General features: G+C 43.3%; 21 protein-coding genes. 15 read left to right on the top strand and 6 right to left on the bottom strand.

From position 1 onward, the window contains the following. Window positions 1-532: 532 nt before the first annotated feature. The gene (locus tag R7093_RS07765) at window positions 533-3,169 is read left to right on the top strand and encodes an ATP-binding protein (protein WP_047101186.1); all 2,637 of its coding nucleotides are present in this window, start codon (window positions 533-535) and stop codon (window positions 3,167-3,169) included. 68 nt (window positions 3,170-3,237) lie between these two features. Here the strand turns inward: R7093_RS07765 and R7093_RS07760 are convergent, their stop codons facing one another. Continuing rightward, a complete protein-coding gene (locus R7093_RS07760) occupies window positions 3,238-4,581 on the bottom strand; it encodes an MATE family efflux transporter (protein ID WP_025767935.1) in 1,344 nt (447 codons plus the stop codon). Window positions 4,582-4,702: 121 nt separating this feature from the next. Next, window positions 4,703-5,017 (bottom strand): DUF496 family protein, encoded by a 315-nt coding sequence (locus R7093_RS07755; protein WP_005373603.1) that lies wholly within the window; start codon window positions 5,015-5,017, stop codon window positions 4,703-4,705. 241 nt (window positions 5,018-5,258) lie between these two features. Between R7093_RS07755 and R7093_RS07750 the strand changes: the two genes are divergently transcribed. The 8 genes from R7093_RS07750 (at window position 5,259) to R7093_RS07715 (ending at window position 13,491) form a co-directional block, all read left to right on the top strand. Next, window positions 5,259-5,462 carry a hypothetical protein gene (locus R7093_RS07750; RefSeq protein ID WP_031777159.1) on the top strand — a complete coding sequence of 68 codons (204 nt, stop codon included), beginning with the start codon at window positions 5,259-5,261 and terminating at the stop codon, window positions 5,460-5,462. Window positions 5,463-5,627: 165 nt separating this feature from the next. Then, window positions 5,628-6,278, top strand: a complete 651-nt coding sequence (locus R7093_RS07745; RefSeq protein ID WP_005373594.1) for a YceH family protein — start codon at window positions 5,628-5,630, stop codon at window positions 6,276-6,278. Further along, window positions 6,275-6,592 carry a GIY-YIG nuclease family protein gene (locus tag R7093_RS07740; protein WP_053304534.1) on the top strand — a complete coding sequence of 106 codons (318 nt, stop codon included), beginning with the start codon at window positions 6,275-6,277 and terminating at the stop codon, window positions 6,590-6,592. Before R7093_RS07745 ends, R7093_RS07740 begins: the two co-directional genes overlap by 4 nt. 330 nt (window positions 6,593-6,922) lie before the next feature. After that, complete coding sequence (locus tag R7093_RS07735; RefSeq protein WP_005385634.1) at window positions 6,923-8,020, top strand: autoinducer 2-binding periplasmic protein LuxP; 1,098 nt, start codon at window positions 6,923-6,925, stop codon at window positions 8,018-8,020. Beyond that, window positions 8,020-10,596 carry a quorum-sensing autoinducer 2 sensor kinase/phosphatase LuxQ gene (gene luxQ / locus R7093_RS07730; protein WP_213970202.1) on the top strand — a complete coding sequence of 859 codons (2,577 nt, stop codon included), beginning with the start codon at window positions 8,020-8,022 and terminating at the stop codon, window positions 10,594-10,596. Before R7093_RS07735 ends, luxQ begins: the two co-directional genes overlap by 1 nt. A 295-nt stretch (window positions 10,597-10,891) precedes the next feature. Continuing rightward, on the top strand, window positions 10,892-11,347 hold the full coding sequence (locus R7093_RS07725; RefSeq protein ID WP_047101198.1) for a MarR family transcriptional regulator: 456 nt from the start codon (window positions 10,892-10,894) through the stop codon (window positions 11,345-11,347). Window positions 11,348-11,382: 35 nt separating this feature from the next. Then, window positions 11,383-12,441: an HlyD family secretion protein gene (locus R7093_RS07720; protein WP_047101199.1), complete on the top strand. Its 1,059-nt coding sequence runs from the start codon at window positions 11,383-11,385 to the stop codon at window positions 12,439-12,441. Window positions 12,442-12,453: 12 nt separating this feature from the next. Then, window positions 12,454-13,491, top strand: a complete 1,038-nt coding sequence (locus R7093_RS07715) for a DUF2955 domain-containing protein (protein WP_017635179.1) — start codon at window positions 12,454-12,456, stop codon at window positions 13,489-13,491. Window positions 13,492-13,493: 2 nt separating this feature from the next. On the opposite strand, the gene R7093_RS07710 is transcribed toward R7093_RS07715, so the two are convergent. Further along, a complete protein-coding gene (locus R7093_RS07710) occupies window positions 13,494-14,156 on the bottom strand; it encodes a flagellar brake protein (protein ID WP_047101201.1) in 663 nt (220 codons plus the stop codon). Between the two features lie 94 nt (window positions 14,157-14,250). Then, a complete protein-coding gene (locus tag R7093_RS07705) occupies window positions 14,251-15,177 on the bottom strand; it encodes a DMT family transporter (RefSeq protein ID WP_047101203.1) in 927 nt (308 codons plus the stop codon). A gap of 148 nt (window positions 15,178-15,325) precedes the next feature. On the opposite strand from R7093_RS07705, the gene R7093_RS07700 reads away from it, so the two are divergent. Then, window positions 15,326-15,781: an Lrp/AsnC family transcriptional regulator gene (locus R7093_RS07700; protein WP_005373581.1), complete on the top strand. Its 456-nt coding sequence runs from the start codon at window positions 15,326-15,328 to the stop codon at window positions 15,779-15,781. Between the two features lie 5 nt (window positions 15,782-15,786). Further along, window positions 15,787-16,410 (top strand): class I SAM-dependent methyltransferase, encoded by a 624-nt coding sequence (locus tag R7093_RS07695; protein WP_047101205.1) that lies wholly within the window; start codon window positions 15,787-15,789, stop codon window positions 16,408-16,410. A gap of 526 nt (window positions 16,411-16,936) precedes the next feature. Here the strand turns inward: R7093_RS07695 and R7093_RS07685 are convergent. Beyond that, window positions 16,937-17,485: an ATPase gene (locus R7093_RS07685; RefSeq protein WP_318146586.1), complete on the bottom strand. Its 549-nt coding sequence runs from the start codon at window positions 17,483-17,485 to the stop codon at window positions 16,937-16,939. 103 nt (window positions 17,486-17,588) lie between these two features. On the opposite strand from R7093_RS07685, the gene R7093_RS07680 reads away from it, so the two are divergent. The 4 genes from R7093_RS07680 to secF all read left to right on the top strand — a co-directional run bounded on the left by R7093_RS07680 (window position 17,589) and on the right by secF (window position 21,813). Beyond that, complete coding sequence (locus R7093_RS07680) at window positions 17,589-18,257, top strand: SH3 domain-containing protein (RefSeq protein WP_047101210.1); 669 nt, start codon at window positions 17,589-17,591, stop codon at window positions 18,255-18,257. 168 nt (window positions 18,258-18,425) lie between these two features. After that, a complete protein-coding gene (locus R7093_RS07675) occupies window positions 18,426-18,905 on the top strand; it encodes a hypothetical protein (protein ID WP_047101211.1) in 480 nt (159 codons plus the stop codon). 164 nt (window positions 18,906-19,069) lie between these two features. Beyond that, window positions 19,070-20,908: a protein translocase subunit SecD gene (secD, locus tag R7093_RS07670; protein WP_047101213.1), complete on the top strand. Its 1,839-nt coding sequence runs from the start codon at window positions 19,070-19,072 to the stop codon at window positions 20,906-20,908. Between the two features lie 2 nt (window positions 20,909-20,910). Next, window positions 20,911-21,813, top strand: a complete 903-nt coding sequence (gene secF / locus R7093_RS07665) for a protein translocase subunit SecF (protein ID WP_005373567.1) — start codon at window positions 20,911-20,913, stop codon at window positions 21,811-21,813. A gap of 58 nt (window positions 21,814-21,871) precedes the next feature. Here the strand turns inward: secF and R7093_RS07660 are convergent, their stop codons facing one another. Further along, window positions 21,872-22,138 carry a hypothetical protein gene (locus tag R7093_RS07660; protein WP_017635186.1) on the bottom strand — a complete coding sequence of 89 codons (267 nt, stop codon included), beginning with the start codon at window positions 22,136-22,138 and terminating at the stop codon, window positions 21,872-21,874. Window positions 22,139-22,145: the final 7 nt, after the last annotated feature.

The following is a 22,145-nucleotide window of genomic DNA, read 5'->3' as shown; positions in this document are numbered from 1 at the left end:
TTATGTAATCGGGTTGTAATAGTTATGTGTGCGGATTCTAAGGTCGGAGTCCTTATTCTGCTAGGAAAATTAAATCCAGTGTAAAACACTACTCAAGGGGACGTTAGTGGTGGATTAATGTGACTAAAGCAGTGGTTTTCACGTATTGACATTTAGAAAGTAACTTACTTTTTTTGCGATGATAACGTTTGCTTTCAAATTAGTTTTGTTGACAAAAATGGATATTTTGCATTTTTGTGTGATTTGACTCGATAAGGCAACTCAATAGGTAAACATACAATAGATGATTTTCTGAAAAGTGATGCGACTCTTAGTTGTGAGTGAAACTTTATTGTTTGCATCCAACTTTAAGATTAAAAAATATGACTTAAATCACAATTTCTACTGCATTAGCCGATGATAAAACACTCACAATAACCATAGTCTAGGTAGGTGAATGTTGTTTGAAAGTAACAATGTCGTATATGCCTTTCAATGCGAGAAACTAGTCTAATATTAAATAAACGGATGAAATCAACCATTAGGCTGATGGATGTTGAGATTATCAATAAAAACACGCTTAGCGCTCCTCGCACTATTACCCGCTGTGGTAATAGTGGTGTTTGCAGTTCAGCAGTTTTCTGATAATGCGTTGCGCGTGAGCCGTCTCAATCAAACGGTTAGCAATATTCAAGGTTTCCAATTGATATCCAAGGCCTCCCACTTTATTTACTCCATAGAGAAAGTACGCCGACAGCCTGATCTTCAAGTCTCTGCAGCCATTAATATTGAAGAACAAGGTGAAGTTATTTCTTCTTTGCATCAAAAGTTTGTGAGTAACCCTAATACTGCTGAGTATGCTGATGAACTGAAAGAAGCCATGCTGGGGGTATTGTCAGGTAGATTGAGTGAGATGGAAGACCTGGGTGATTGGGCATTTCAACAGCTCCAAAATATGTCGCGCTCTTTGTTGCAAAATCATCAATGGTATGGCGGTGACGACGGCATTCGCATGCAAAATTTTATTGCCTACCTTGCTCAGCTCTCTTTTTGGACACAGAAAGAAGCTTGGCTGACGAACCGTTTAGTCCAAGACCCTAAGAGTCGGCTAAGTCAAAGTATGTTTTATCAGGCGATTGACCGACAGCAGCAAAATTTGGATGCGTTTTTAAACTTAGGTGGGTCATACGAGCAAGTGGATAAATTGCTTGGCTTGTTTACTTCGCCGAGATATCAGAGAAACTTGGCGTCTCGCGGACAATTAATGTCAGGAGACATGTCACCAAGTGACTACGCCGCGTATTTAAAAGAACTCGATTTTCGTGTGCAGCGCTTACAAGTGCTCATTGATGGGTTCACCAAACAAACTGAGCAGTCGCTTCTCACGCAGGTTCATGAACAAAAGGCCAATATAGCGATGATCAGTTTTGGCGTTGCCTTAGTGGTTATCTTGCTTTGTTGGCTCGGATTTAGTACTTGGTTCCGAGTTAACAGCAAACTCGATGCGATCATTCATACTTTAAACGCGTTGATCAACTCTGAAGAGAAGCAAACAAAAGTCAAAGTTGATGGAAGTGATGAACTGACCATTTTTGCTCAGCAAGTGAATCGAGTGGTTGAAGAAATGCAGAGACAAACTGAAGAAATACTGCATGCAAAAGAGTCAGCAGTATCGGCTAATCGTGCAAAATCTGTGTTTCTTGCCAACATGTCACATGAAATACGCACGCCCCTTAACGGGATCATGGGCATGACAGAAATACTCTCTCAAAGTGAGTTGTCTTCGCATCAACAAGAAGTTGTTGATGACATTGACTCCTCATCTCAAACACTGCTTACTTTACTTAACGATATATTGGATCTCTCTAAAATCGAGTCTGGACGATTGGAGCTGTCACTAGTAGAAGCGGATATCCGAGAAGTCGTGTATCAGTCGATGATTTTATTCCAATCCAAAGCAACATCTAAACAACTAAAGTTAGGTATTAATTTAGCTGAAAATATCCCCATTCGCGTGATGGTCGATGATCATCGTGTCAAACAGGTAGTTACGAATCTGGTATCGAATGCGGTTAAGTTTACCGAAAGTGGGCATGTATGCGTTGATGTTAGTTATGAGGAGTTACTTGAGAAAGAACGTGGAGTGCTGACGTTTAAAGTAGAAGATACCGGAATAGGCATTGATCAAGATAAGTTAACCACGATTTTTGAACCCTTTACTCAGGAAGATGAAGGAGTGTCGAGGCAATTTGGCGGTACAGGGTTGGGTTTGGCAATTTGTTGTCAGCTTGTGTCGATGATGGGGGGCAAGCTCGTAGCAACATCTACAAAAGGAGTGGGCACATGCTTTGAATTCTCGATTGAGGTTGAAGCAATTCCGGTGTTTGGCTGGCGTTCGGAGGTGATTAATAAAGGGCTTTTGATCTGCTCAAATTACGACTACGCCGACCAAGTATTAAAAGAGTGTCGCTTAGCGAAAATCAATCTCTTTGGTGTTAATAATGTGAATGAAGTGCAAGCGATAAATGATGACTTTGATGTCATATTTCTGTGCCACAGTAACGACGCTAATACCGATGAAGTCTTGGATAATCTATCATTTAATTACGATCTTCGCCGTGTGATTATTTGCCAGCATCATTTATCCACTCCCTACGAAAATGCAGAAAAAGTACATGCCGTACTCACATTACCTTTCCTTGGCAATCGATTTAAGCATGTCATTGATGATTTAGCTAAGGTTGAAAAGACTATATCAAGTGACAATGTCACCAATAATGTTGTCAGCTCTGAATATCGAGCGTCGCGCTCTCATCGGAGGATCTTAATTGCGGAGGATAATTTGATGAACCAGAAAATAGCGAGTTTTTTTCTGGATAAAGCAGGTTATGACTATTTGATAACAAGCAACGGCCAAGAAGCGTTAGAAGCCATCACAAAGGGAGAAGAATTCGATGCAATTTTAATGGACTGCATGATGCCCGTGATGGATGGACTGACCGCGACGAAAGAAATTCGTCGTTGGGAAAAGAAAGCAGGACGTGAAAAAACGATGATTATCGCACTCACTGCGAGTGTTTTGGAAGAAGACATCCACAACTGTTTTGCGGCAGGCATGGATGCTTATTTACCTAAGCCGTATAAATCGAACCAGTTATTTGAGCTCTTTAGTGAATTAAAACTCGCCTAGCTAACATTTCAACTTAGACAAGGTGTCAAAACGATTAAGCCCCACTTCAGGGGCTTCGTTCTGATTATTCATTGTTGTGCGTTGGCTTGAGCGCCTGCGAGTTTGCGTATGGTTTGGCGATAGGTTAGGTATGCGGAAACACCAGCTAACAGGTTGCCGATACAAGCGCCTAAGAGTAAACCTCGGATTCCATCCATTTGAGCGCCAACCCACAAGCACGGTAGGAAAAAGACAAACAAGCGCAGCGCTGAAATAGTGAGCGCGGTGTAAGATTTGCCTAATGCATTACAAAGAGAAACCATTAGCATACAAACCCCTAATGAACCCAAACTGATCGGCACTATCAGTAAATGCATTTCCAAGACTTGCTCCACTTGCACATCACTTGTCATCAATAATGCGAGTGGGTTTGCGACGGCAAATGTAATGGCAGCAATCAAAAGTTGGAAACCTAGAATGAATTTTACGGCAATACTGACGAGCCTTTGGATATCCTCATAGTTCTTTGCCCCAAGTAAGCGTCCAACCATTGGAGGCATAGACATTGTCAGCGCCAAGACCGAAACGATAGCAAAGAACTCATAGCGTGAACCAAGCGCCCAAGCGGCGACTGCTGCGGTTCCAAAGCTTGCCAATAATTTTGTTGCTAGCATGGAAGACAACGGTGGCAGCAGTTGGCTAATCATCGCAGGGCCCATAATGTTACCGATAGATGCAACACTTTTGGCTACGTTAAGATCTTGCCATTGTGTCGTTGCCCAGTGATTCTTTTTCACGCGAGGAGCGACGACTAAAATACCAAACCCAAAAGCGACGATGGTTGCTATTGCCGCTCCGTTAATACCCAAGTCAAATGTGAAAATAAATAGCGGATCGAGCACAAGGTTCACGCCGCTGGTTATCATCATCATTGTGCCAGGTAACATTGTATTGCCATTAGCTCGGCAGATACTGTAATAAAAATACAAAACCGCACCAGTCCATGAGCTTAATAACCACCAAGGCCAGTAACTGTCGATTATCGGCATAACAGATTCTGGAGCGCTTAATAGAGCTAAAATGGGGTAGCGCAAAAGCCAAATTAGCCCGCCAAAAATAGCGACACCAATTGAGCCGATCATCAATACTAATCCGCCCAGTTGTTTGGCATACCGACTTTCATTCGCCCCAAGAGCTTTAGAAATGACCGCTGTCGTTGCGATCCCTAGACCGACTTGAATGCCGATAATGACCATTTGCAAAGGCAGAGTGAAACCTTGAGCGGCTAACGGTAAAACGCCGAGCTGACCGATAAACGCGCTATCCACAAGCTGAAAGCTCATTAAAGACAGAACGCCAAAAAGCATTGGCCAGGTCATCGTAAATAATTGTTTTGCAAGCGTTGGTTGTGTACTTGTCGTAGTTGAAGACATAGAAAGCTGAATGCGTTAGGAATAAGAGTTAGATTGATTGTACACGGCGGTTAGTTTAGAGACAAAAATAAACCCCGAGGAAGATATTCTTGCTCGGGGTTCGAAAATCTAGCTTACGCGTTTATTTTTTGCCGCTAGTTTGCTTGTCTTCTTCAGTCAGCTCACGAATGCGACGGCTGATGTCACGACGTGCTTTAGAGATCTCAGCGCTTTTAATGATGTGGTCATCTACACGATCTTCATAGTCTGCTTTCATATTTTTGATGATTGCGACGATTTCATCGTGAGTCATTTCTGGTTTGATGTAGTCTAGAAGGTTTTCTAGAAGATCAACACGTTTGCGGTTATCACGAACTTTCTTCTCGTTATCAAGAAGCTCACGTTTTAGTTTGTTTTTACGACGAGCTTGGTTAACGATTTCAAATACGCTACTCATAGTTCTCTTTCCTAATTTTATGAATATCTTCCTCGATTAAAGCACAACATCCAGTGGCATAACAGTCTTTAGATCAATAGCAATGCAGAGTTGAACATTTCTCAACCAATTGCGTTGTGTCCATATAATCGTGCTGCTTTCTTCGAGTTTTGGCCAACATTGTAGAATCCATCGATTCATTGTCATAACGTGACCTTCACTATATTATCAACACCATTGAATGCAAAATGATGAACTTGATATGGACTCTGGTAACACTGCGGAGCAAGTAAATAGTCAAGATAATGAGCAAGTCACTCGCTCTGTGGCTGAAAAGTTAAAAACGGCGTATATCAACGCTCGCGAGCAACTCGAAATCATCGAAGTTGAGCTTAATCGTTCAAAAATAATGATGGTCGACCAAGATGGCAATTTGACGAGAGTGCCGATTCTCTCGGAGCATTGATACCTGACCCTATTCGTAAGGGGTGTCAGGTCTTACGCTATGCTTTAGCCTGACACCAACACCTGAACCGCTAACGCTTCTTGCACTGCTGTGTGAATTTATGGCGTATGATTTCGAAGCGATTTAGGTACAAAGTCAAATGCAAAAATAATAAGGAAATGCATTATGAAAGTTGAGCTAACGGCAATTGAAGCACGAGTTATTGGTTGCTTGATCGAAAAAGAAGTCACTACCCCAGATCTTTACCCCCTCAGCCTAAACGCATTAACCAACGCGTGTAATCAAAAAAGCAACCGTGATCCCGTGATGTCACTCTCTGAGTCAGACGTTCTCGATGCCGTTGATGCTCTTATTGAGCGCAGGCTCGTCAGTGACGAAAGTGCGTTCAACAGCCGCGTCAGCAAGTATCAACACCGTTTCTGTAATACGGAATTTGGTGATTTAAAGCTGACAGAGCAGGAGAAGGGCATTGTATGCTGTATGCTTTTGCGCGGTGCTCAAACACCTGGGGAAATTCGTACTCGTACTAATCGTCTCGCGACATTTCATGATGTAAAAGAAGTGGAAACGGTCCTTGAGCATTTAGCAAGCGAAGAGAAAGGACCATTAGTGGTCAAATTACCACGTGAGGCTGGTAAGCGGGAGTCGCGTTATATGCATTTGTTCTGTGGTGATGTTGATGCGTCCGAACTTGCAGCGCCTGTGTCTGCTGCAAGCTCGAGCTCCGATCGAGTAAGTCAGCTAGAGCTCGAAGTCGCTCAGCTGAAAGAAGAGCTGGATGAATTAAAAGCTAAGGTTGAGTCACTGCTTTCATGATGGAAAATACAACGCAGCGTTGGAGTGTCTACCTGATACGAAATAACCGCAACGCGTTGTATTGTGGTGTTACCAATGATGTTGAACGAAGATTCAATCAGCACCAAACCGGAAAAGGAGCGAAAGCTTTGAAGGGAAAAGGCCCTTTGGTATTGGAATGGTCATCGGATTTTGAGTCAAAGACGCTTGCCATGCGAGCAGAGTACTATATTAAGCAACTAACTAAAGCGAAAAAAGAGCTGCTCGTTATGTCAAAAGCAAATATTGTCGTCGACGAACATCAACAAATGATGTTAGAGATAGTGGCACTCTGATAAGCCCTTGCTACGCAAAGATACACGGAAACCGCCTATGTCACATTGGCGGTTTCTTTTTGTTTTTGGAGTACCATGTAGGAATAAACTGACGCATAATGGGCTGGTGTTCTGTTTAAAGGGCCTGAATATGAAAAGCGCGAAATGTCTCTACGTTATCGAGACAAAGGAAGCGACTCAATGTACTTTATTTGCATCCACTCAGACCAAGAACCAATTTACTATTGAAACAGGCACTAAGAGGAAGGTAGATTACAAGAGTATAGGATGACTCGGCTAGGTAATGAATAGAGCTGAATTAGGCTCATAAAAAAGCTAAAAGAGCAGTAGATGAAAAAAGCGTTAGTATTCTCCCTGATTTCAATGGCCGCTTTTGCGCCGAATGTGCAGGCCACCCAAGTTCTTAATGGGTATTGGGCATATCAAGAGTTTTTAGACCAGTTTCCACAACAGAAGCAGTTAACTAGTGCGTTGGCTGAAGTGGTAAGAGAAACCCCTGTACCCGTAGCAAAAGACAAAAAGCGTCCACTGAAAATTTCTGTTGTTTATCCAGGGCAGCAGATCTCTGATTATTGGATTCGAAACATCGATGCGTTTGAAAAACGCCTAGATAAGCTTGATATCGACTATCAACTAAATCAAGTGTTTACTCGTCCTAATGCAGATATAAAGCAGCAAAGTTTGTCTTTAATGGAGGCGCTGAAAAGCAACTCCGATTACTTGATCTTTACTCTAGATACCACAAGACATCGTAAGTTTGTTGAGCATGTCTTAGATTCAAAGAAAACCAAGTTAATTTTACAAAATATCACCACACCTGTTAGGGATTGGGAACATCATCAGCCGTTTCTTTATGTTGGTTTCGACCACGCAGAAGGAAGTCGTGAATTGGCCGTTGAGTTTGGCAAGCGTTTCCCTAAACATAGCCACTATAGTGTTCTCTACTTCTCAGAGGGCTACATTAGTGACATCAGAGGCAACACTTTTATCAACCAAGTGAACCGCGATAATCAATTTGAACTACAATCTGCTTACTACACCAAAGCAACAAAGCAATCTGGGTATGAAGCTGCAAAAGCCAGTTTGGAGAAGTATCCGGACGTTGACTTCATTTACGCGTGTTCTACCGATGTAGCATTAGGTGCTGTTGACGCTCTTAAAGAGTTAGGTCGTGATGATGTCATGATCAATGGTTGGGGCGGCGGTTCAGCAGAGTTAGAGGCGCTTTCTAAAGGGGAGTTAGACGTTACCGTTATGCGTATGAACGATGATACAGGTATTGCAATGGCTGAGGCCATTAAGTGGGATTTAGAAGGAAAGCCAGTTCCCACCGTTTACTCTGGTGATTTTGAAGTCGTTACCAAATCGGACTCTCCAGAAAGAATTGAAGCATTAAGAAAACGTGCATTTAGATACTCAGATAATTGATGACAACTACATCAAAAACAAGAAAGCGTCGCTCACTGTCGACGCTTATTACCAAAATAATTATTCTCGTACTTGCTCCGATCATTCTAGGCATCTTTGTTCAGAGTTATTACTTCTCGAAGCAGATTATTTGGCAGGAAGTCGACCGAACCAAGCAGCAGACCTCTGCCCTGATCCTGAACATTTTTGATAGCCATTTTGCAGCGATTCAGATTCATCACAACAGCAATTCGAAAAGTGATGTTGTATTGGATTTTTATACAGAACGTGATGAAGAGGCACTCAATTACTTTTTCATGAGTATTGACCAGAGTGATCCTTCCCATACACCGGAGTTTCGTTTCCTAACCGATCATCAAGGTATTATTTGGGACGATGGCAACGCGCATTTCTATGGCATCAACAACCTGATACTTAGCCGACTTGCCAGTCAAGTGACCTTTAGCAACAACTGGTATTATCTACCCTCACAGACCCCGATGGGAACTCGCCATCTGTTACTTCGTCGCGTACCCGTTTTACAACCTAAAACCGGTGAAGTGATGGGGTACTCTTACAATGTTGTTGTTTTAGATAATAACTTTGGGTTGATGGAAAGGCTAAAAAATGAAGGCAACGTCGACAATGTTGTGTTGGTCGCTAACAACACACCATTGGCAAGCTCATTAGTAGGAGATGAGGCTTATCAAATATTTGACGTACTCAAACGACGAGAGTCCCAGCACAAGCTTGACCAATTATTGATCATCAAAACCCCTATTGAGGTAAATGCCGCCGAGACTGACTTGTGCTTGCTTACTGTGCAAGACAATCAGAGCGTGGTGACATTGCAAATCCAACACCTGCTAGCAATGCTAGCCTCAGTTATCGGTATGGTCATGATTGCGCTAATGACTAAAGAATGGATCGAGAATCGAGTAGTTGAAGAGTTAGGATCCCTGATGGCATATACCCGCTCGGCTCGTGAAGAAAAAGGATTTGAGCGTTTTGAGGGGTCAGATATTGAGGAATTCGATCATATTGGTTCGACACTAGAAAACACTTTTGAAGAGCTTGAAGCACAAAAGCGCTCTTTCCGCGACCTGTTTAACTTTGCGTTATCACCTATTATGGTGTGGTCTGAATCGGGTGTGCTTGTCCAAATCAATCCGGCAGCACGCAAAGAGTTAGTCATGGAAAACGATGTTGAAACCATGCACCCAGTGTTCAAAGGTTTCAAAGAAAAGTTGATGCCACACCTTCGCATGGCGGCTCAGGGAGCTACGTTGACAGGCGTTAATGTGCCAATTGGAGATAAAGTATATCGCTGGAACTTATCGCCGATTCGAGTTGATGGAGATATTAGCGGTATTATTGTTCAAGGTCAGGATATTACCACGCTAATTGAGGCGGAAAAACAGAGTAACTTGGCGCGCAAAGAAGCAGAGAAATCTGCTCAAGCCCGTGCCGACTTTCTGGCTAAAATGAGCCATGAGATCCGAACGCCAATCAATGGAATTTTAGGGGTTGCTCAATTGCTAAAAGACTCTGTGGAAACAGAAGAGCAGAATAACCAAATTGACGTACTTCGACATAGTGGTGAGCACTTACTTGCTGTTTTGAATGATATTTTGGACTTTTCGAAGATTGAGCAGGGTAAGTTTAATATCCAAAAGCACCCGTTTTCTTTCACTGATACAATTCGAACGTTAGAAAACATTTATCGTCCTATTTGTGAAAGTAAAGGCGTCAACCTTGTCATTGAAAACAAAATAGATCCCAATGTTGAAATCTTTACTGACCAAGTTCGTCTAAACCAAATTTTATTCAACCTAGTCAGTAACTCAGTAAAGTTTACGCCCTCGGGTAGCGTGCGCTTGCATGCTGAACTTGAGCAGTTCTATGGCGCTGACAATAGCGTGCTGGTCGTGGAAATTACGGATACAGGTATCGGCATCGAGTCTGACAAACTCGACCAAATGTTCGAACCTTTTGTTCAAGAAGAAGCAACAACGACTCGAGAATACGGCGGCAGTGGCTTAGGGCTGACCATTGTGAAGAGCCTCGTCGACATGCTGGAAGGTGATGTTCAAGTCCGCAGTCAGAAAGGTTTAGGAACGACTTTTGTCATTACAATGCCAGTGAAAGATCGTGAGCGAGTACTCACCCCTCTTGATTCGAGTTTGCGAGTTAAGCCAGATGAACTATTTGCAGAGAGTCTCAAAGTGTTGTTGGTAGAGGATAACCATACTAACGCATTCATTCTAAAAGCGTTTTGTAACAAGTACAAAATGCAGGTTGATTGGGCGAAAGATGGGTTAGAAGCAATGGAATTCTTAAAAGATCATACTTACGATTTGATACTGATGGACAACCAGCTTCCGCATCTTGGTGGAATTGAAACGACCAAAGAGATCCGACAAAAGCTAAAACTAGGCACGCCAATTTATGCGTGTACTGCTGACACCGCGAAAGAAACCAGTGACGCCTTTATGGAATCGGGTGCGAATTACGTGCTTCTCAAGCCGATTAAAGAAAATGCGCTCCATGAAGCATTTGTGGATTTTAAGCAGCGGTTCTTAGTTGAGCGAACATAAGGAATTGGCTCACTACGAGATAACCCAATTATTCATTATCTGAAAAGCACAACACCATGACAGTGGGTTGTGCTTTTTTGTATCTGACCCTTTTACTCTTATACAAATCAGACTTTATTGGTCTCGACGTTTGTTGTGTACATCGCTGCATTTCAAGTTCAAACATAGTGTTGTGTTACTTAGATTTCTGTCCCTTCACTGACACACCCAACGTGATTTCAATCACAAAAAGATATTTACTTAGCGTGCTAACTATTTTATATTACTTAGCACGCTAAGTAATTGAGTAGATCTTATGATTCAAGACATCAACAGTTTGCGAGACCTTTCTCTGGCTGAAAAATTATCTCGTGTTGCTCGTTTGTGGAAAATGGTTGCAGATCGCGAGTTAGAGCCTTTAAACCTAACGTATCCGCGTTGGACTGCGTTATGGAAGCTTTATCGAATGGGTGACAACATCAGTCAGAAGCATTTGGCTGAAGCGCTTGAGATCGAGTTAGCGTCGTTGATGCGAACATTAAAATTATTAGAAGAGCAATCTCTGATCGTTCGCCATTGCTGTGAACATGATAAGCGAGCACGCATTGTTAGCCTCACAGAAGAGGGGAAAATCCTACTAAAGCGAATGGAGGCTCGAATTCTTCAAGTTCGAAGCAAGCTCCTAACGGACATCAACGACCAGGAACTTCAGCAGCTTTCATTGATTCTTGATCAGATTGCTCTCAATGCGCTTGATTCACTTAGCGAATAAGTCAGAAAACCGAATTAAAAGAGAAGTAAACGCCTATGACTCCAGATCAAAAATTCGCACGTTGGATCAAATATTCTTGCGTCGCGTTTGTCCTTGTCTTTGCCTATTTTCTAGTTGCAGATCTCGTCATGCCGTTGACGCCTCAGGCAATGGCAACGCGTGTGGTAACTAAAGTGGCCCCCCGTGTGAGTGGGCAGATTACACATCTTTATGTTGCCAACAACCAAGAAATAAGCCAAGGCGATCTACTATTTCAGATTGATCCCCAGCCTTATCAGCTCGCCGTAGAAAAGGCTCAACTTAACCTTGAGCGTGTGATTCAAAACAACGAACAACTTGATGCTTCTATTGCTGCGGCAAAAGCAGACGTTGAAGCGAGCAAAATCGTGGCGGAACAAAAAGTTCGCGAAGCAAAACGTCTTAATACCCTGTTTCACCGTAATGGTACTTCGCAACAACAGCGCGATGACGCACAGAGCAGTGCAACGGCAGCTAAAGCGAACTTACTGGCCGCACGTGCTCGTTTAAAAGAGTTGGAAGTAAACCGCGGTGATTTAGGCGCGACGAATGTGAATATCCGCGTAGCGCAAAACCAGCTAAAACAAGCGGAACTTAATCTGTCTTACACTCAAGTCTCGGCGGAACATGATGGCGTTGTCGCTAACTTGCAGCTGGAGACGGGGGCCTATGCGGCAGCTGGTACACCTCTTGTCGCTTTAGTCTCCGATGACGTGGATATCATTGCCGACTTTCGTGAAAAGAGTTTACGACACTTTAATCAGAACAGCCGTGCGTTAGTGGCTTTTGATAGCTTGCCTGGTGATGTATTTGAAGCTCGTATTACGAGTGTGGATGCCGGGGTCAGCTCGGGTCAGTTCGATGCGGATGGTCGCTTAGCAACACCAACTGACTCAAACCGTTGGGTGAGAGACGCGCAGCGCTTACGTTTACATTTAGCTATCGATGAGCCTCAGCAGCGTGCATTTCCAGCAGGGGCACGAGCAACCGTGCAGTTGTTGCCAGAAAACGCATTATCTGGCTGGTTAGCGAGATGCCAGATCCAATTCTTGAGTCTTCTTCATTATATTTATTAACGAGGAGGCGATATGAAGTTATGGGACCACCCCATGTCGGAAAACGACTTCCGTCAGTGTTTGCGCATTGCAACTGGTGCGACTATTGGTTTCACTTTATGTAAAGTATTTGGTTGGAACTATGGTGTATTCTTTACTGTAACCCCGATGCTGTTACTTGGAATGGTGCCAGTCATGAGTCTACATGCCGCACGACAACTGATTTTTTCAGCGGTTGTGTGTGGATTAGAAGTTGGGGTGCTTGGTGGGTTGTTTGGTGGGCACCCAGGCATGATGACAATCATTGCATTCGGGTTGTTCCTATATAAATTCGCCTGTATGTCAAAAGGGAGCTTGTTCTTATTTGGAGCGAACAGCGTACTGAGCTTAAGCATCATGCTGCATTTTGCTAGTTATCCAACCACTGACTTAAATGACCTAATATTTAGCAACCTGCAAGCGAATGTTATTTCAGTGATCGTTGCTTATGTGGTGACATTTTTGATTCCCGATGCGGAACCTCGTCAGCCACCAGCGAAACCGTCGCAGCCTAAACAGAGTCATCGAATGCGTCATGAAGCCCTTATGGGGGCGAGTATCGCTACAATGTCTTTCCTTGTATTCCAGCTATTTGACCTCAGTGACTCTATGTCTGCTCAGGCGACAACCTTACTTTTATTGTTTCCTATGCATTGGAACGGTGCTTTAGGGTATGCGCGAAAAAGAGCAATGGGGACCTTGATGGGGGTGACCTTTGGTATTGTCGGACAACTTGTATTATACGATTGGTCGGATACCTTATTGTTTATCGTCCCATTGCTTTGGATTGGTGCGATGATGTTCAGCTATATGCACGTGAAAGAATCTAGCGGTTCGGGAGCGGGATTTGGCGGCTTAACCACATTAGGCATTTTGTTCGGCCAATATCTTACTCCGGATGGTGACTTAATGTTCAGTGCGCTGTATCGCGTGAGCAGTATTTTGTTTGCTATTGTTGCGACGCTGCTTGTGACCTATACGGTTCACAGAATACTCAACAGCTTTGAGGCGACGCGCTTTAGCGAGCAGTAAGCTCAGACGTTACTGGTTAGAAAGGATTGCTCCAGTAACTCTGTTTTTAGTTCGTGAGTCATCTCAATGGAACTAGCAAACTTAATTCCAACTACCCATCCCTTCGCCAATTTCTTAATGTTGGCAATGACACATCGATTTTCTTCTCCGATATAGTGGCTTAACGGGCATTCGATGGTAACACTCTCACCCACGTTGAATTCGGGCTCAATCAAGGTTGATATACCAACACCTGCTAGAGAGAAATCGATAAGGCTACCGTCGTAGACATTCCCTGCATGAATAACGTTACAGTCCATTTGCAACTTGTAACGCTCATGTTCTCGAACTGGTTTGGTTGCAAATGTTCCTGGAATGCGGATAAACAAAAGGGGGGATGGTCGAACGGTCGTCGTCAGTACGCTGGACTTAAACGCAATGACATGGCCTAACTCCGTATCTGATACACCACGCACGATGACATCGGCGTTGGGGAGTTTCCTCATCACTTGCTCTTCAAGCAAACGCATTGGTATATCAAGAATCAAATAAGCATTTTCTTTCATCCCAAGATAGGTGGTGGAATACGTATATTGATCCTTAGGCCCAAATTCGAAATTAGTAGAAAGTTTCATTCCCGGTTTGAGAAACCTATGCAGTTCATCTTTACTATGAGTGGCTGGCATCACATTGGCGTTTTAATTTTTAGTTAAGCTGAGGCTATCAAAACGCCATTTTGTTATTCAAGATAGTAAGGCATAAGTTTTTGTAAAATCATCGCTATCTGTGAAGTGGTGGGCGATAAGTTTGGTTCATTCCACCTTTCATAAAGATTTGGCTTGCCACAATACTGCCGCATGTGACCAACATCAGCGCTAACCAAGTGAGAGAATCTGGTTGTTCACCAAAAATTGGAACGGCAAGAAGTGTCGCGACGACTGGAGTTAATGAACCAAAAGCAGCGCTGGCTTCGGCACCGATGATCCTAATTGCATAAATGAAAGTGAAAGAAGCGATTAAACCTGCGCCAACACCTTGTAGCATCGCGTGGCCAAATAACTCCTCCCATGGCCACTGGCTGAACGGTGTTACCACCAAATAACTGTCTACCCACCCGAAACCAACGGCGATGATGAGCAGAGCCAAAGACGCGATTGCAACGAATCCTGCACAGACGTGTGCATTAAGATTGGCGACACGAGCGCTGATGGTGAAAGCAGCCCACATGACGCTGCCAGTTAGAAACAGGATATGCCCTTGTAATTGAGACCAGTTGTACTCTGCGCCGCTATTAGAAAGAAGGAATACGAAAATCCCTAACAGCACCGTAGAAAGCCCGATTAAGCGGTGAGCACTCAGCGACTGTTGATAACAAAGTACCGCGATAGCAGAAACAAACAATGGCAAAGTGCCAGGTACTAATGCACTGCCGTGCGCCACGGGAGCGAAATGCATAGCCGTTCCGACGACCAGAAGATAGGGAAGGCCGCTTCCAACCACAACACCAACCAGGTAGCGTTTAGGCACCACGCGCAGCGACTGTTTATGCTTAATCACAAATGGTAATAAAATTATACTTGGGATTAGAAAGCGAACTAACGCGATATCGGCTGGCTGCAAGGCAGAAATTGCGCCCCCTTTTAAAGAAATAAAGAAACCAGACCAAAGCAGTAAGGTCGTTAATATAGCTGCGTATCCCAAGATCATTATCGACATGTCCATTTGTAAATGATGTGTTAATTGTTGAATAAAACTCTTGCCAAAGGGAGGCAAAGTTTGACGTAATTAGGCTTGATGTTGGTGATAAATTGCGTATAAGTGTTAATTGTTGGTGATTAAAGGCACGGAAGAATAAATGGATAAAATTGACAGGCAACTTATCAACCTAATGCAGAAGGATGCCACTCTGACAACGGCAGAACTTGCTGACCAAGTAGGGCTATCGGCATCACCTTGTGCAAGACGCATTAAGCGTTTGGAGCAGGAAGGTGTAATAAGTGGTTATCGAGCTATTGTGTCCAGAGACACTGTAGGCATCGCGATGACTGTATTTGTTGAAGTGAGTTTAAATAACCACCAAGCTTCTTCGATTGATGAGTTTGAACATGCCGTTGTTGAGATGGATGAAGTGATCTCATGCCATGTCGTATCAGGGGCCTATGATTACCTGTTAGAGGTGGTCAGTAAAGATCTCGCTGGTTATGAAACATTTACTAGAAAGTTACAGCGATTAGAAAATGTGAAAGATATTCATACCCACCTAGCGATTAGACAAGTGAAAGGAAATGGCAGTTTGCCGATTTATGCATAAGAAAGATGAAATTTTTCGATAGACTTAAGATTGCCCACTATCATCGAAAGCGATATAGACAGTTTGGTAAAGACAGAGCCCGAACTCTGGGATGGGCAGATAAGTATAGTCAGATCAGCCGTTTTGAGGTGTTGTGCCGAGGGTTAACGTTAGACGGTTCAAGTATTTTAGATATTGGGTGCGGCTACGGAGACTTGTTAGCGTTTATCGAACTTACGGGGGGGCTTCCTCAAAGCTACATTGGCATTGATCAGCAAAAACAGTTTATCTCTGAAGCCAGAAAACGAGATTTTCGCACGCAAAGTAAGTTTATATGCGGTGACTTTTCAACGTTGGTATTGCCTCGTTGCGATTTTGTTTTTGCTTCCGGATCATTGAACTATCAATCCACCAACCCAAATCATACCATTGAAATGATTGATAAAATGTACCGAGCGACAGAGAAAGGTTGTGTGTTTAACTTGTTGGATGAATCCAAACTACCCAGCATGAAAATGTTAGCGTCGCACAATAAAGAAGGTGTCTTTCGCTATTGTCGGTTGCTGTGTCCGAATACACGATTGATTGAGGGGTACTCCGAGCACGACTTTACGATTGCCATGATCAAAAAAGCGGAGTCCGTTTCCTGACTCCGCTTTATAAATTCTTAAGCCTTATTGGTTTTTGTATTGTGAGATTTCACAGTTACCTGTGTATCTATCAACCTTGAATGAGAACGCGGCTGAATGGTATTCCCTCCCATCACTCCATATTGTTTCTCCGAAGATTTTACACAGATCCAAATCACTGATTGAACCGAACTCTTTTACGTGCCTAACTACTGACAAAAACTTGGCTTTGGTAGCATTAGGACATTCCCTGTTACTTAATCGATTGATAACCATGTTTGTAGCATCATCTCCAGCCAAATGTGACTTTTTATTAAATTTTATTAATGGCTAAACTAACCAAAAAATGTCCATAAGTAAAGCATTAATGTGACGTGTGTCTCTATAAATTGATTGTCTTGGTCATGGTTTAGTCAAGTTTGTCAAAAGGAACAATCCCATTATTTACATTTGATATCATTCACGACTAAGGAAAGATAAAAAGCACGAATAACGTCCAATATTGGAGTGAAAAACCAACATCGTCTATTCAGAACTGGCTCTGTTTTTACTTCGAAACATCTTGAGCGTATTGAAGCGCTCGAGCTTCTTTATCATAGACTTGTGACAGAGTTTGATATTGTGAAGAGAGGTGCTTGTAATCTTCAGCAAGTTCCAAAGCGTTGGTGTTATACCATTCCGCGGTTATTTGATTGGCTATTTTGTTTGACTCGCGGCACTTTTGGGCCAGTATCTCCCACCCATTTGCTGACCATTGGGATTGTGTGCTCAATTTAAGCAGCTGATTCGCTTTAGTTGTGAGCTCTTCTTTGTATTGAATCGATGCTTTTAATTGCGCTTTGAACACATTTTGGTTCGACTTGGCACGCCAAAGTAGCACGAGCTCATGCAGTGAAAAGGTTTCGGACAATAACTGACGCTGTTTATGTTCGGTTAAAAGTGTATTGAATACCTCAACATGCTGATTGTAATTGGACTCTAAACGATTGAATTGGGTAAGATTGTCATTCCACGACGATGGGTTACATTGAATATTGGCGTGCCCCGTTATCGGGAACAGAAGAAATAGTAGTATCCAATTGAGTCTGTTGATCATTATTGCTCGCGTTAGTTGACCTGCTCTTTTGAGTATATACCCAAATTTCTACGACATGCGTGCTGCTGGTGGGATAAGAATAAAGAATGAAAAGGAAAAGGGCATGAAGAAAATTCTCGTCGCATTGATTGTCATGCTGTTGCTCGGCGGAGCGGGGGCTGGATACTATTTCTTCTTTATGCAGAAAGATGAACCTGAAGCACCAAAGGCTACACAAGTCGAGCAATCGTCACTGCAAAAAGAAACATCCAAACCGATTCTGGATTTAGAAGCCGCTCCCCCGGAAGTTACCGAGTACTACGTTATTGAGCGTCGTGTCAATGTTTACAACAAGCCTAACCTTAATGCTTTAGTTGTCGATACGCTCTATAAGGGAGAAAAAGTATCGGTGTTAGAAAAAGTAGATGGGTGGTACCGAATCTCCGGTTATCTTGTCTATGAAGAGGGTGGAGAAGAAAAAGCCGAATGGTTGAATGCTGAAGGGTTATCGGATGCAGAGCCAGTTATTAAAGAGCAAGAGCGCTTAGAGATATTGGATGAATACCTACAGAAGTCGGATGATTTAAAAGTTCACTTGGATATTTTCCGTAAGAAAACACAGCAATTGTTAGACGATGAAACCTGTGATCCGAGTGATTTTGAGGAGCTCGGTGGTTGGGTGCGTTCTGTGACGTTCAAAAAGCGCAACGTTTACTTCATCTATTGTGGCGGTTTGGAGCAAGAGAATAAGATCTACTTAGATGTTGATAAGGGCGAGATTTTTTATCGATAGCTCACCACTAATTACACTCGTTCTCTAAAGACGTTTTGATAAAAGCAATAACGATGCAAACCTGAAATCAGAGATTTATAACTTTTTAGTTGTGAACCATAATCAATAGGAATACTATCATTAAGCCAAGTGACCTAACTTGGTTCTTTGTTTTTTTAGTGAGTTCCTATGCCTTGGATTTACCTTAGAAAATTGATTTTGCTGCTATTTGCAATGGTATTGCTACCAGTGCATGTATCTGCTGCGCAAATCGATCACAAGGCTCACGTACCGCACTTTTCTAAGCTACAACCTTTTGTAGCCGTAAGTGTATCGCCAAACTCTTCCGTCGATTTTTCTGAAGTTTCAGAAGAAAGCTCTCAATCTCCAGTATCTGAAGGTCATGCAAGTCTCGATTCCGTTGCTTTGTTTAACTCTCAGCGCTGGACGTCTTACTTACGGGAAGGGCTTGATGACGAGCACGTAGATTTTGTCGGCGATCTCACGACTCCGTTTTACGCTGATGCGGGTTACGCATACAGCTTGATGGACATTAACTGGCGTCACAACCAGTCCACATTTTATCATTTCACAAGCGATCATCGCATTTCTGGTTGGAAAGATACCAATGCCATGTACGTCGCACTCAATAGTCAGTTTTCTGCCTAAACACCATCTATTTGCACCATTGTGCACTCTTAACACGACGATTGTATTCGACAGGACGTGAGCGTTCTGAGCATTTCATACCCTGAATTTATTCTGGGAGCATCTGTCGTGTGTTAAGTCTTGTTATTAAAAGCTTCACTTCATTGTGAAGGGATGATGTTTACATGAAAAAAACGCCAAAGCAGCAAAAGAACAGAAAGCTGATGAATCACTACTCAGCTTGGAAATATGTCGTATTAATCACGACGGTCATTATCTTAACTTTAAGTGCGATCCCAACTTGGTTTGGCGAACAGCCTTCTATTCAGTTGACGTTTGCGGATCAAAACAACAGTGAAATGTCGGTTGTTCATCTGAATCAACTGCTAAAAACCAACCATATTTCAGCCGACAAAATCATCGAAAAAGACGGCAAAACAACCATTGTATTCGATGGTGAAGATGCGCAAAGTAAAGCTCGTGCGTTGTTAAACAAAGAGCTAAATAAAGACGACAGCAGCACTTTCTCATACGTATCGGTTGCGCCAGAATGGTTGAATGAGATGGGCTTTAGCCCAATTAAACTCGGTCTTGACCTTCGTGGTGGCGTTCAGTTCTTGTTGAATGTTGATGTGAATAAAGCGTTTGAAGAGCAACGTGATGCGTTGATTGATGAAATCAAAGCGAATTTACGTGATCAACGTGTCCGTGGTGTGCAAGTTCGAGCAGAAAGCGGCAACCGAATTACGGTAAACAGTGACAGCGAGCAAGCATTGTCGGAAGTGAACAAGTTCTTGCGTCAAAATTACCCTGGCTGGATTTCAAAAAGTTCATCTCGTGGCTTTGTGCTTGAACCGAGTGAACAAAATATCCAAGAATTTCAATCGTCGACTCTTCAACAAAACCTGAAGATCATGCGTGGTCGTATTGAAGAACTTGGTATCACAGAAGCACTAGTGCAACGCCAAGGTAAAGAGAGCATTCGAATTGAACTCCCTGGTGTACAAGATCCTGCTCAAGCGAAAAACGTTATTGGTGCAACAGCAAGCTTGGCGTTTTATGAAGTGAAAGATGCGAGCCAAGCACACAGCAGCCAAGATCTTGTTCTTCAAGACAATGACGGTCGTACGGTGATTTTGGCAAAACGACCAGTCCTAACGGGTGAGCACATCGTAAACGCTCGTGCTGGTGTCGACAAAATGGGCATGTCAGAAGTCAATATTTCTCTTGACCACGCTGGTGGTAAGAAAATGAGTGACTTCTCAGCAACTCACATCGGCAAGCCAATGGCGACCGTTTACCGTGAATACAAAACAAACGATCGCGGTGTAACTGAGCGTAGTGAGCGCGTTATCAGCGTCGCGACTATTCAATCTCAGCTTGGTAGCCAGTTCCGTATTACTGGGGCAGGTAGCATGGACGATGCGCAGCAGTTGGCGCTATTGCTTCGCGCGGGGTCACTGACCGCGCCGGTTACTATTGTGGAAGAGCGAACAATCGGTGCTTCTCTGGGTGCAGAAAACATTGAAAACGGTTTTGCAGCACTGGCTTTAGGTATGGGACTAACACTGACCTTTATGGCACTTTGGTACCGCCGCTTAGGTTGGGTAGCGAACGTGGCGCTTTGCGCCAACATGCTTTGTTTGCTTGGCTTAATCGCCTTGTTACCAGGAGCGGTTCTAACGCTTCCGGGTATTGCCGGTTTAGTGTTAACCGTCGGTATGGCAGTAGACACCAACGTTATTATCTTTGAACGTATTAAGGACAAAATGCGTGAAGGCCGCAGCTTCGCTCAAGCGATTGATCTTGGCTTTGACAGCGCATTCTCGACCATCCTTGATGCCAACATTACTACCATGATCACCGCCGTGATTTTGTACGCCATCGGTAATGGCCCAATCCAAGGCTTTGCATTAACACTCGGATTAGGTTTGTTAACCAGTATGTTTACAGGCGTATTTGCCTCTCGAGCAATGATCAATTTAATTTGGGGCCGCGATGCCCGTCGTGATGTGAGGGTTTAATCATGGTCGAAATGCTAAAACAAAATATTCGTAAAATTCGCTACTTTACTACGCTAGTTTCCATCATTTTAACGGTGATCGCGATCGTCGCTCTAGGCTTTAAAGGGTTGAACCTAGGTTTGGACTTCACTGGCGGTATGGTGACAGAAGTAAAGGTAGATAAGCAGCTAACTAACCATGATCTGCTTGACGTTCTGCAACCAAAGCTTGGTGAATCTGCGTCAGTGACACGCTCTGGTGAAGATGGCCGTTGGGTGATTCGTTACTCTGCGCCGGAAGATGGACAAACGTTGCCAAGTGTAGAAGAGGTGTTGAAGCCAATCTCTCACCAAGTTGATGTTGTCAGCAACAGTATAGTTGGCGCTCAAGTTGGCCAAGACTTGTTTGAACAAGGTGGCTTAGCATTGTTGATTTGTGTGTTGAGTATTCTCGGTTACTTGTGTTTCCGTTTTGAGTGGCGTTTGGCCAGTGGTTCACTGTTTGCTTTGGCCCATGATGTGATCTTAGTGCTTGGTTTCTTTGCAATTACTCAAATGGAGTTCAACTTAACCGTTTTTGCAGCGGTGTTAGCAATTTTAGGTTACTCATTGAATGACTCGATCATCATTGCAGACCGAATCCGTGAGCTGTTGATTGCGAAACAGAGTTGGAAAACAGAAGACATCAATGATCAAGCTGTTATCGCGACGTTTTCACGCACTATGGTGACATCTGGTACGACATTGATCACTGTTGGTGCATTATGGATTATGGGAGGAGCGCCTTTGGCTGGTTTCTCAACCGCCATGTTTATTGGCGTTCTGTCGGGTACATGGTCTTCGATTTCGATTGGTACTGTGCTGCCGGAGTGGTTGAAACTGGAGCCGAAACATTATCTTCCAGTTGAGATTGACGCAGCGCCGTAGCATTATTTTTAAGGTAAAAGTGCTTGCGCCACTCATCTTGAGTGGCGCTTTTTTGTGCTTATTTCACGCGCATCAAGCGATGTTTCACAAGTCCCAAATCGAACTCTAAGACTTGTGAGCGCTTCATTGCTTCGACTTTATTCAACATCGACTCTTGGTAGCCTTTCTTCTTCATCCACTGAAGAGGTACAGAGAAAGCATCTTCATTAACGACATAAGACTCGCCTTTATGCTCACCGCTATAGACGTTCACAACCCAAACTCGGGCTTGAAAGTCCAATACTTCACCCATGACTTTAGCGATTTTATTCAGAATATTTTTCATTGTTTCC

Source organism: Vibrio sp. 1580 (assembly GCF_033340055.1).
The sequence above is the reverse complement of the archived record's forward strand: the minus strand, read 5'-3'. Positions and strand labels throughout refer to the sequence as shown.

Excerpts from the sequence above, each read along its gene's own strand:
- R7093_RS07765 (WP_047101186.1), top strand. The coding sequence starts at position 533 with ATGTTGAGATTATCAATAAAAACACGCTTAGCGCTCCTCGCACTATTA.
- R7093_RS07760 (WP_025767935.1), bottom strand. The coding sequence starts at position 4,581 with ATGTCTTCAACTACGACAAGTACACAACCAACGCTTGCAAAACAATTA.
- R7093_RS07755 (WP_005373603.1), bottom strand. The coding sequence starts at position 5,017 with ATGAGTAGCGTATTTGAAATCGTTAACCAAGCTCGTCGTAAAAACAAA.
- R7093_RS07750 (WP_031777159.1), top strand. The coding sequence starts at position 5,259 with ATGGACTCTGGTAACACTGCGGAGCAAGTAAATAGTCAAGATAATGAG.
- R7093_RS07745 (WP_005373594.1), top strand. The coding sequence starts at position 5,628 with ATGAAAGTTGAGCTAACGGCAATTGAAGCACGAGTTATTGGTTGCTTG.
- R7093_RS07740 (WP_053304534.1), top strand. The coding sequence starts at position 6,275 with ATGATGGAAAATACAACGCAGCGTTGGAGTGTCTACCTGATACGAAAT.
- R7093_RS07735 (WP_005385634.1), top strand. The coding sequence starts at position 6,923 with ATGAAAAAAGCGTTAGTATTCTCCCTGATTTCAATGGCCGCTTTTGCG.
- luxQ (WP_213970202.1), top strand. The coding sequence starts at position 8,020 with ATGACAACTACATCAAAAACAAGAAAGCGTCGCTCACTGTCGACGCTT.
- R7093_RS07725 (WP_047101198.1), top strand. The coding sequence starts at position 10,892 with ATGATTCAAGACATCAACAGTTTGCGAGACCTTTCTCTGGCTGAAAAA.
- R7093_RS07720 (WP_047101199.1), top strand. The coding sequence starts at position 11,383 with ATGACTCCAGATCAAAAATTCGCACGTTGGATCAAATATTCTTGCGTC.
- R7093_RS07715 (WP_017635179.1), top strand. The coding sequence starts at position 12,454 with ATGAAGTTATGGGACCACCCCATGTCGGAAAACGACTTCCGTCAGTGT.
- R7093_RS07710 (WP_047101201.1), bottom strand. The coding sequence starts at position 14,156 with ATGCCAGCCACTCATAGTAAAGATGAACTGCATAGGTTTCTCAAACCG.
- R7093_RS07705 (WP_047101203.1), bottom strand. The coding sequence starts at position 15,177 with ATGATCTTGGGATACGCAGCTATATTAACGACCTTACTGCTTTGGTCT.
- R7093_RS07700 (WP_005373581.1), top strand. The coding sequence starts at position 15,326 with ATGGATAAAATTGACAGGCAACTTATCAACCTAATGCAGAAGGATGCC.
- R7093_RS07695 (WP_047101205.1), top strand. The coding sequence starts at position 15,787 with ATGAAATTTTTCGATAGACTTAAGATTGCCCACTATCATCGAAAGCGA.
- R7093_RS07685 (WP_318146586.1), bottom strand. The coding sequence starts at position 17,485 with ATGATCAACAGACTCAATTGGATACTACTATTTCTTCTGTTCCCGATA.
- R7093_RS07680 (WP_047101210.1), top strand. The coding sequence starts at position 17,589 with ATGAAGAAAATTCTCGTCGCATTGATTGTCATGCTGTTGCTCGGCGGA.
- R7093_RS07675 (WP_047101211.1), top strand. The coding sequence starts at position 18,426 with ATGCCTTGGATTTACCTTAGAAAATTGATTTTGCTGCTATTTGCAATG.
- secD (WP_047101213.1), top strand. The coding sequence starts at position 19,070 with ATGAAAAAAACGCCAAAGCAGCAAAAGAACAGAAAGCTGATGAATCAC.
- secF (WP_005373567.1), top strand. The coding sequence starts at position 20,911 with ATGGTCGAAATGCTAAAACAAAATATTCGTAAAATTCGCTACTTTACT.
- R7093_RS07660 (WP_017635186.1), bottom strand. The coding sequence starts at position 22,138 with ATGAAAAATATTCTGAATAAAATCGCTAAAGTCATGGGTGAAGTATTG.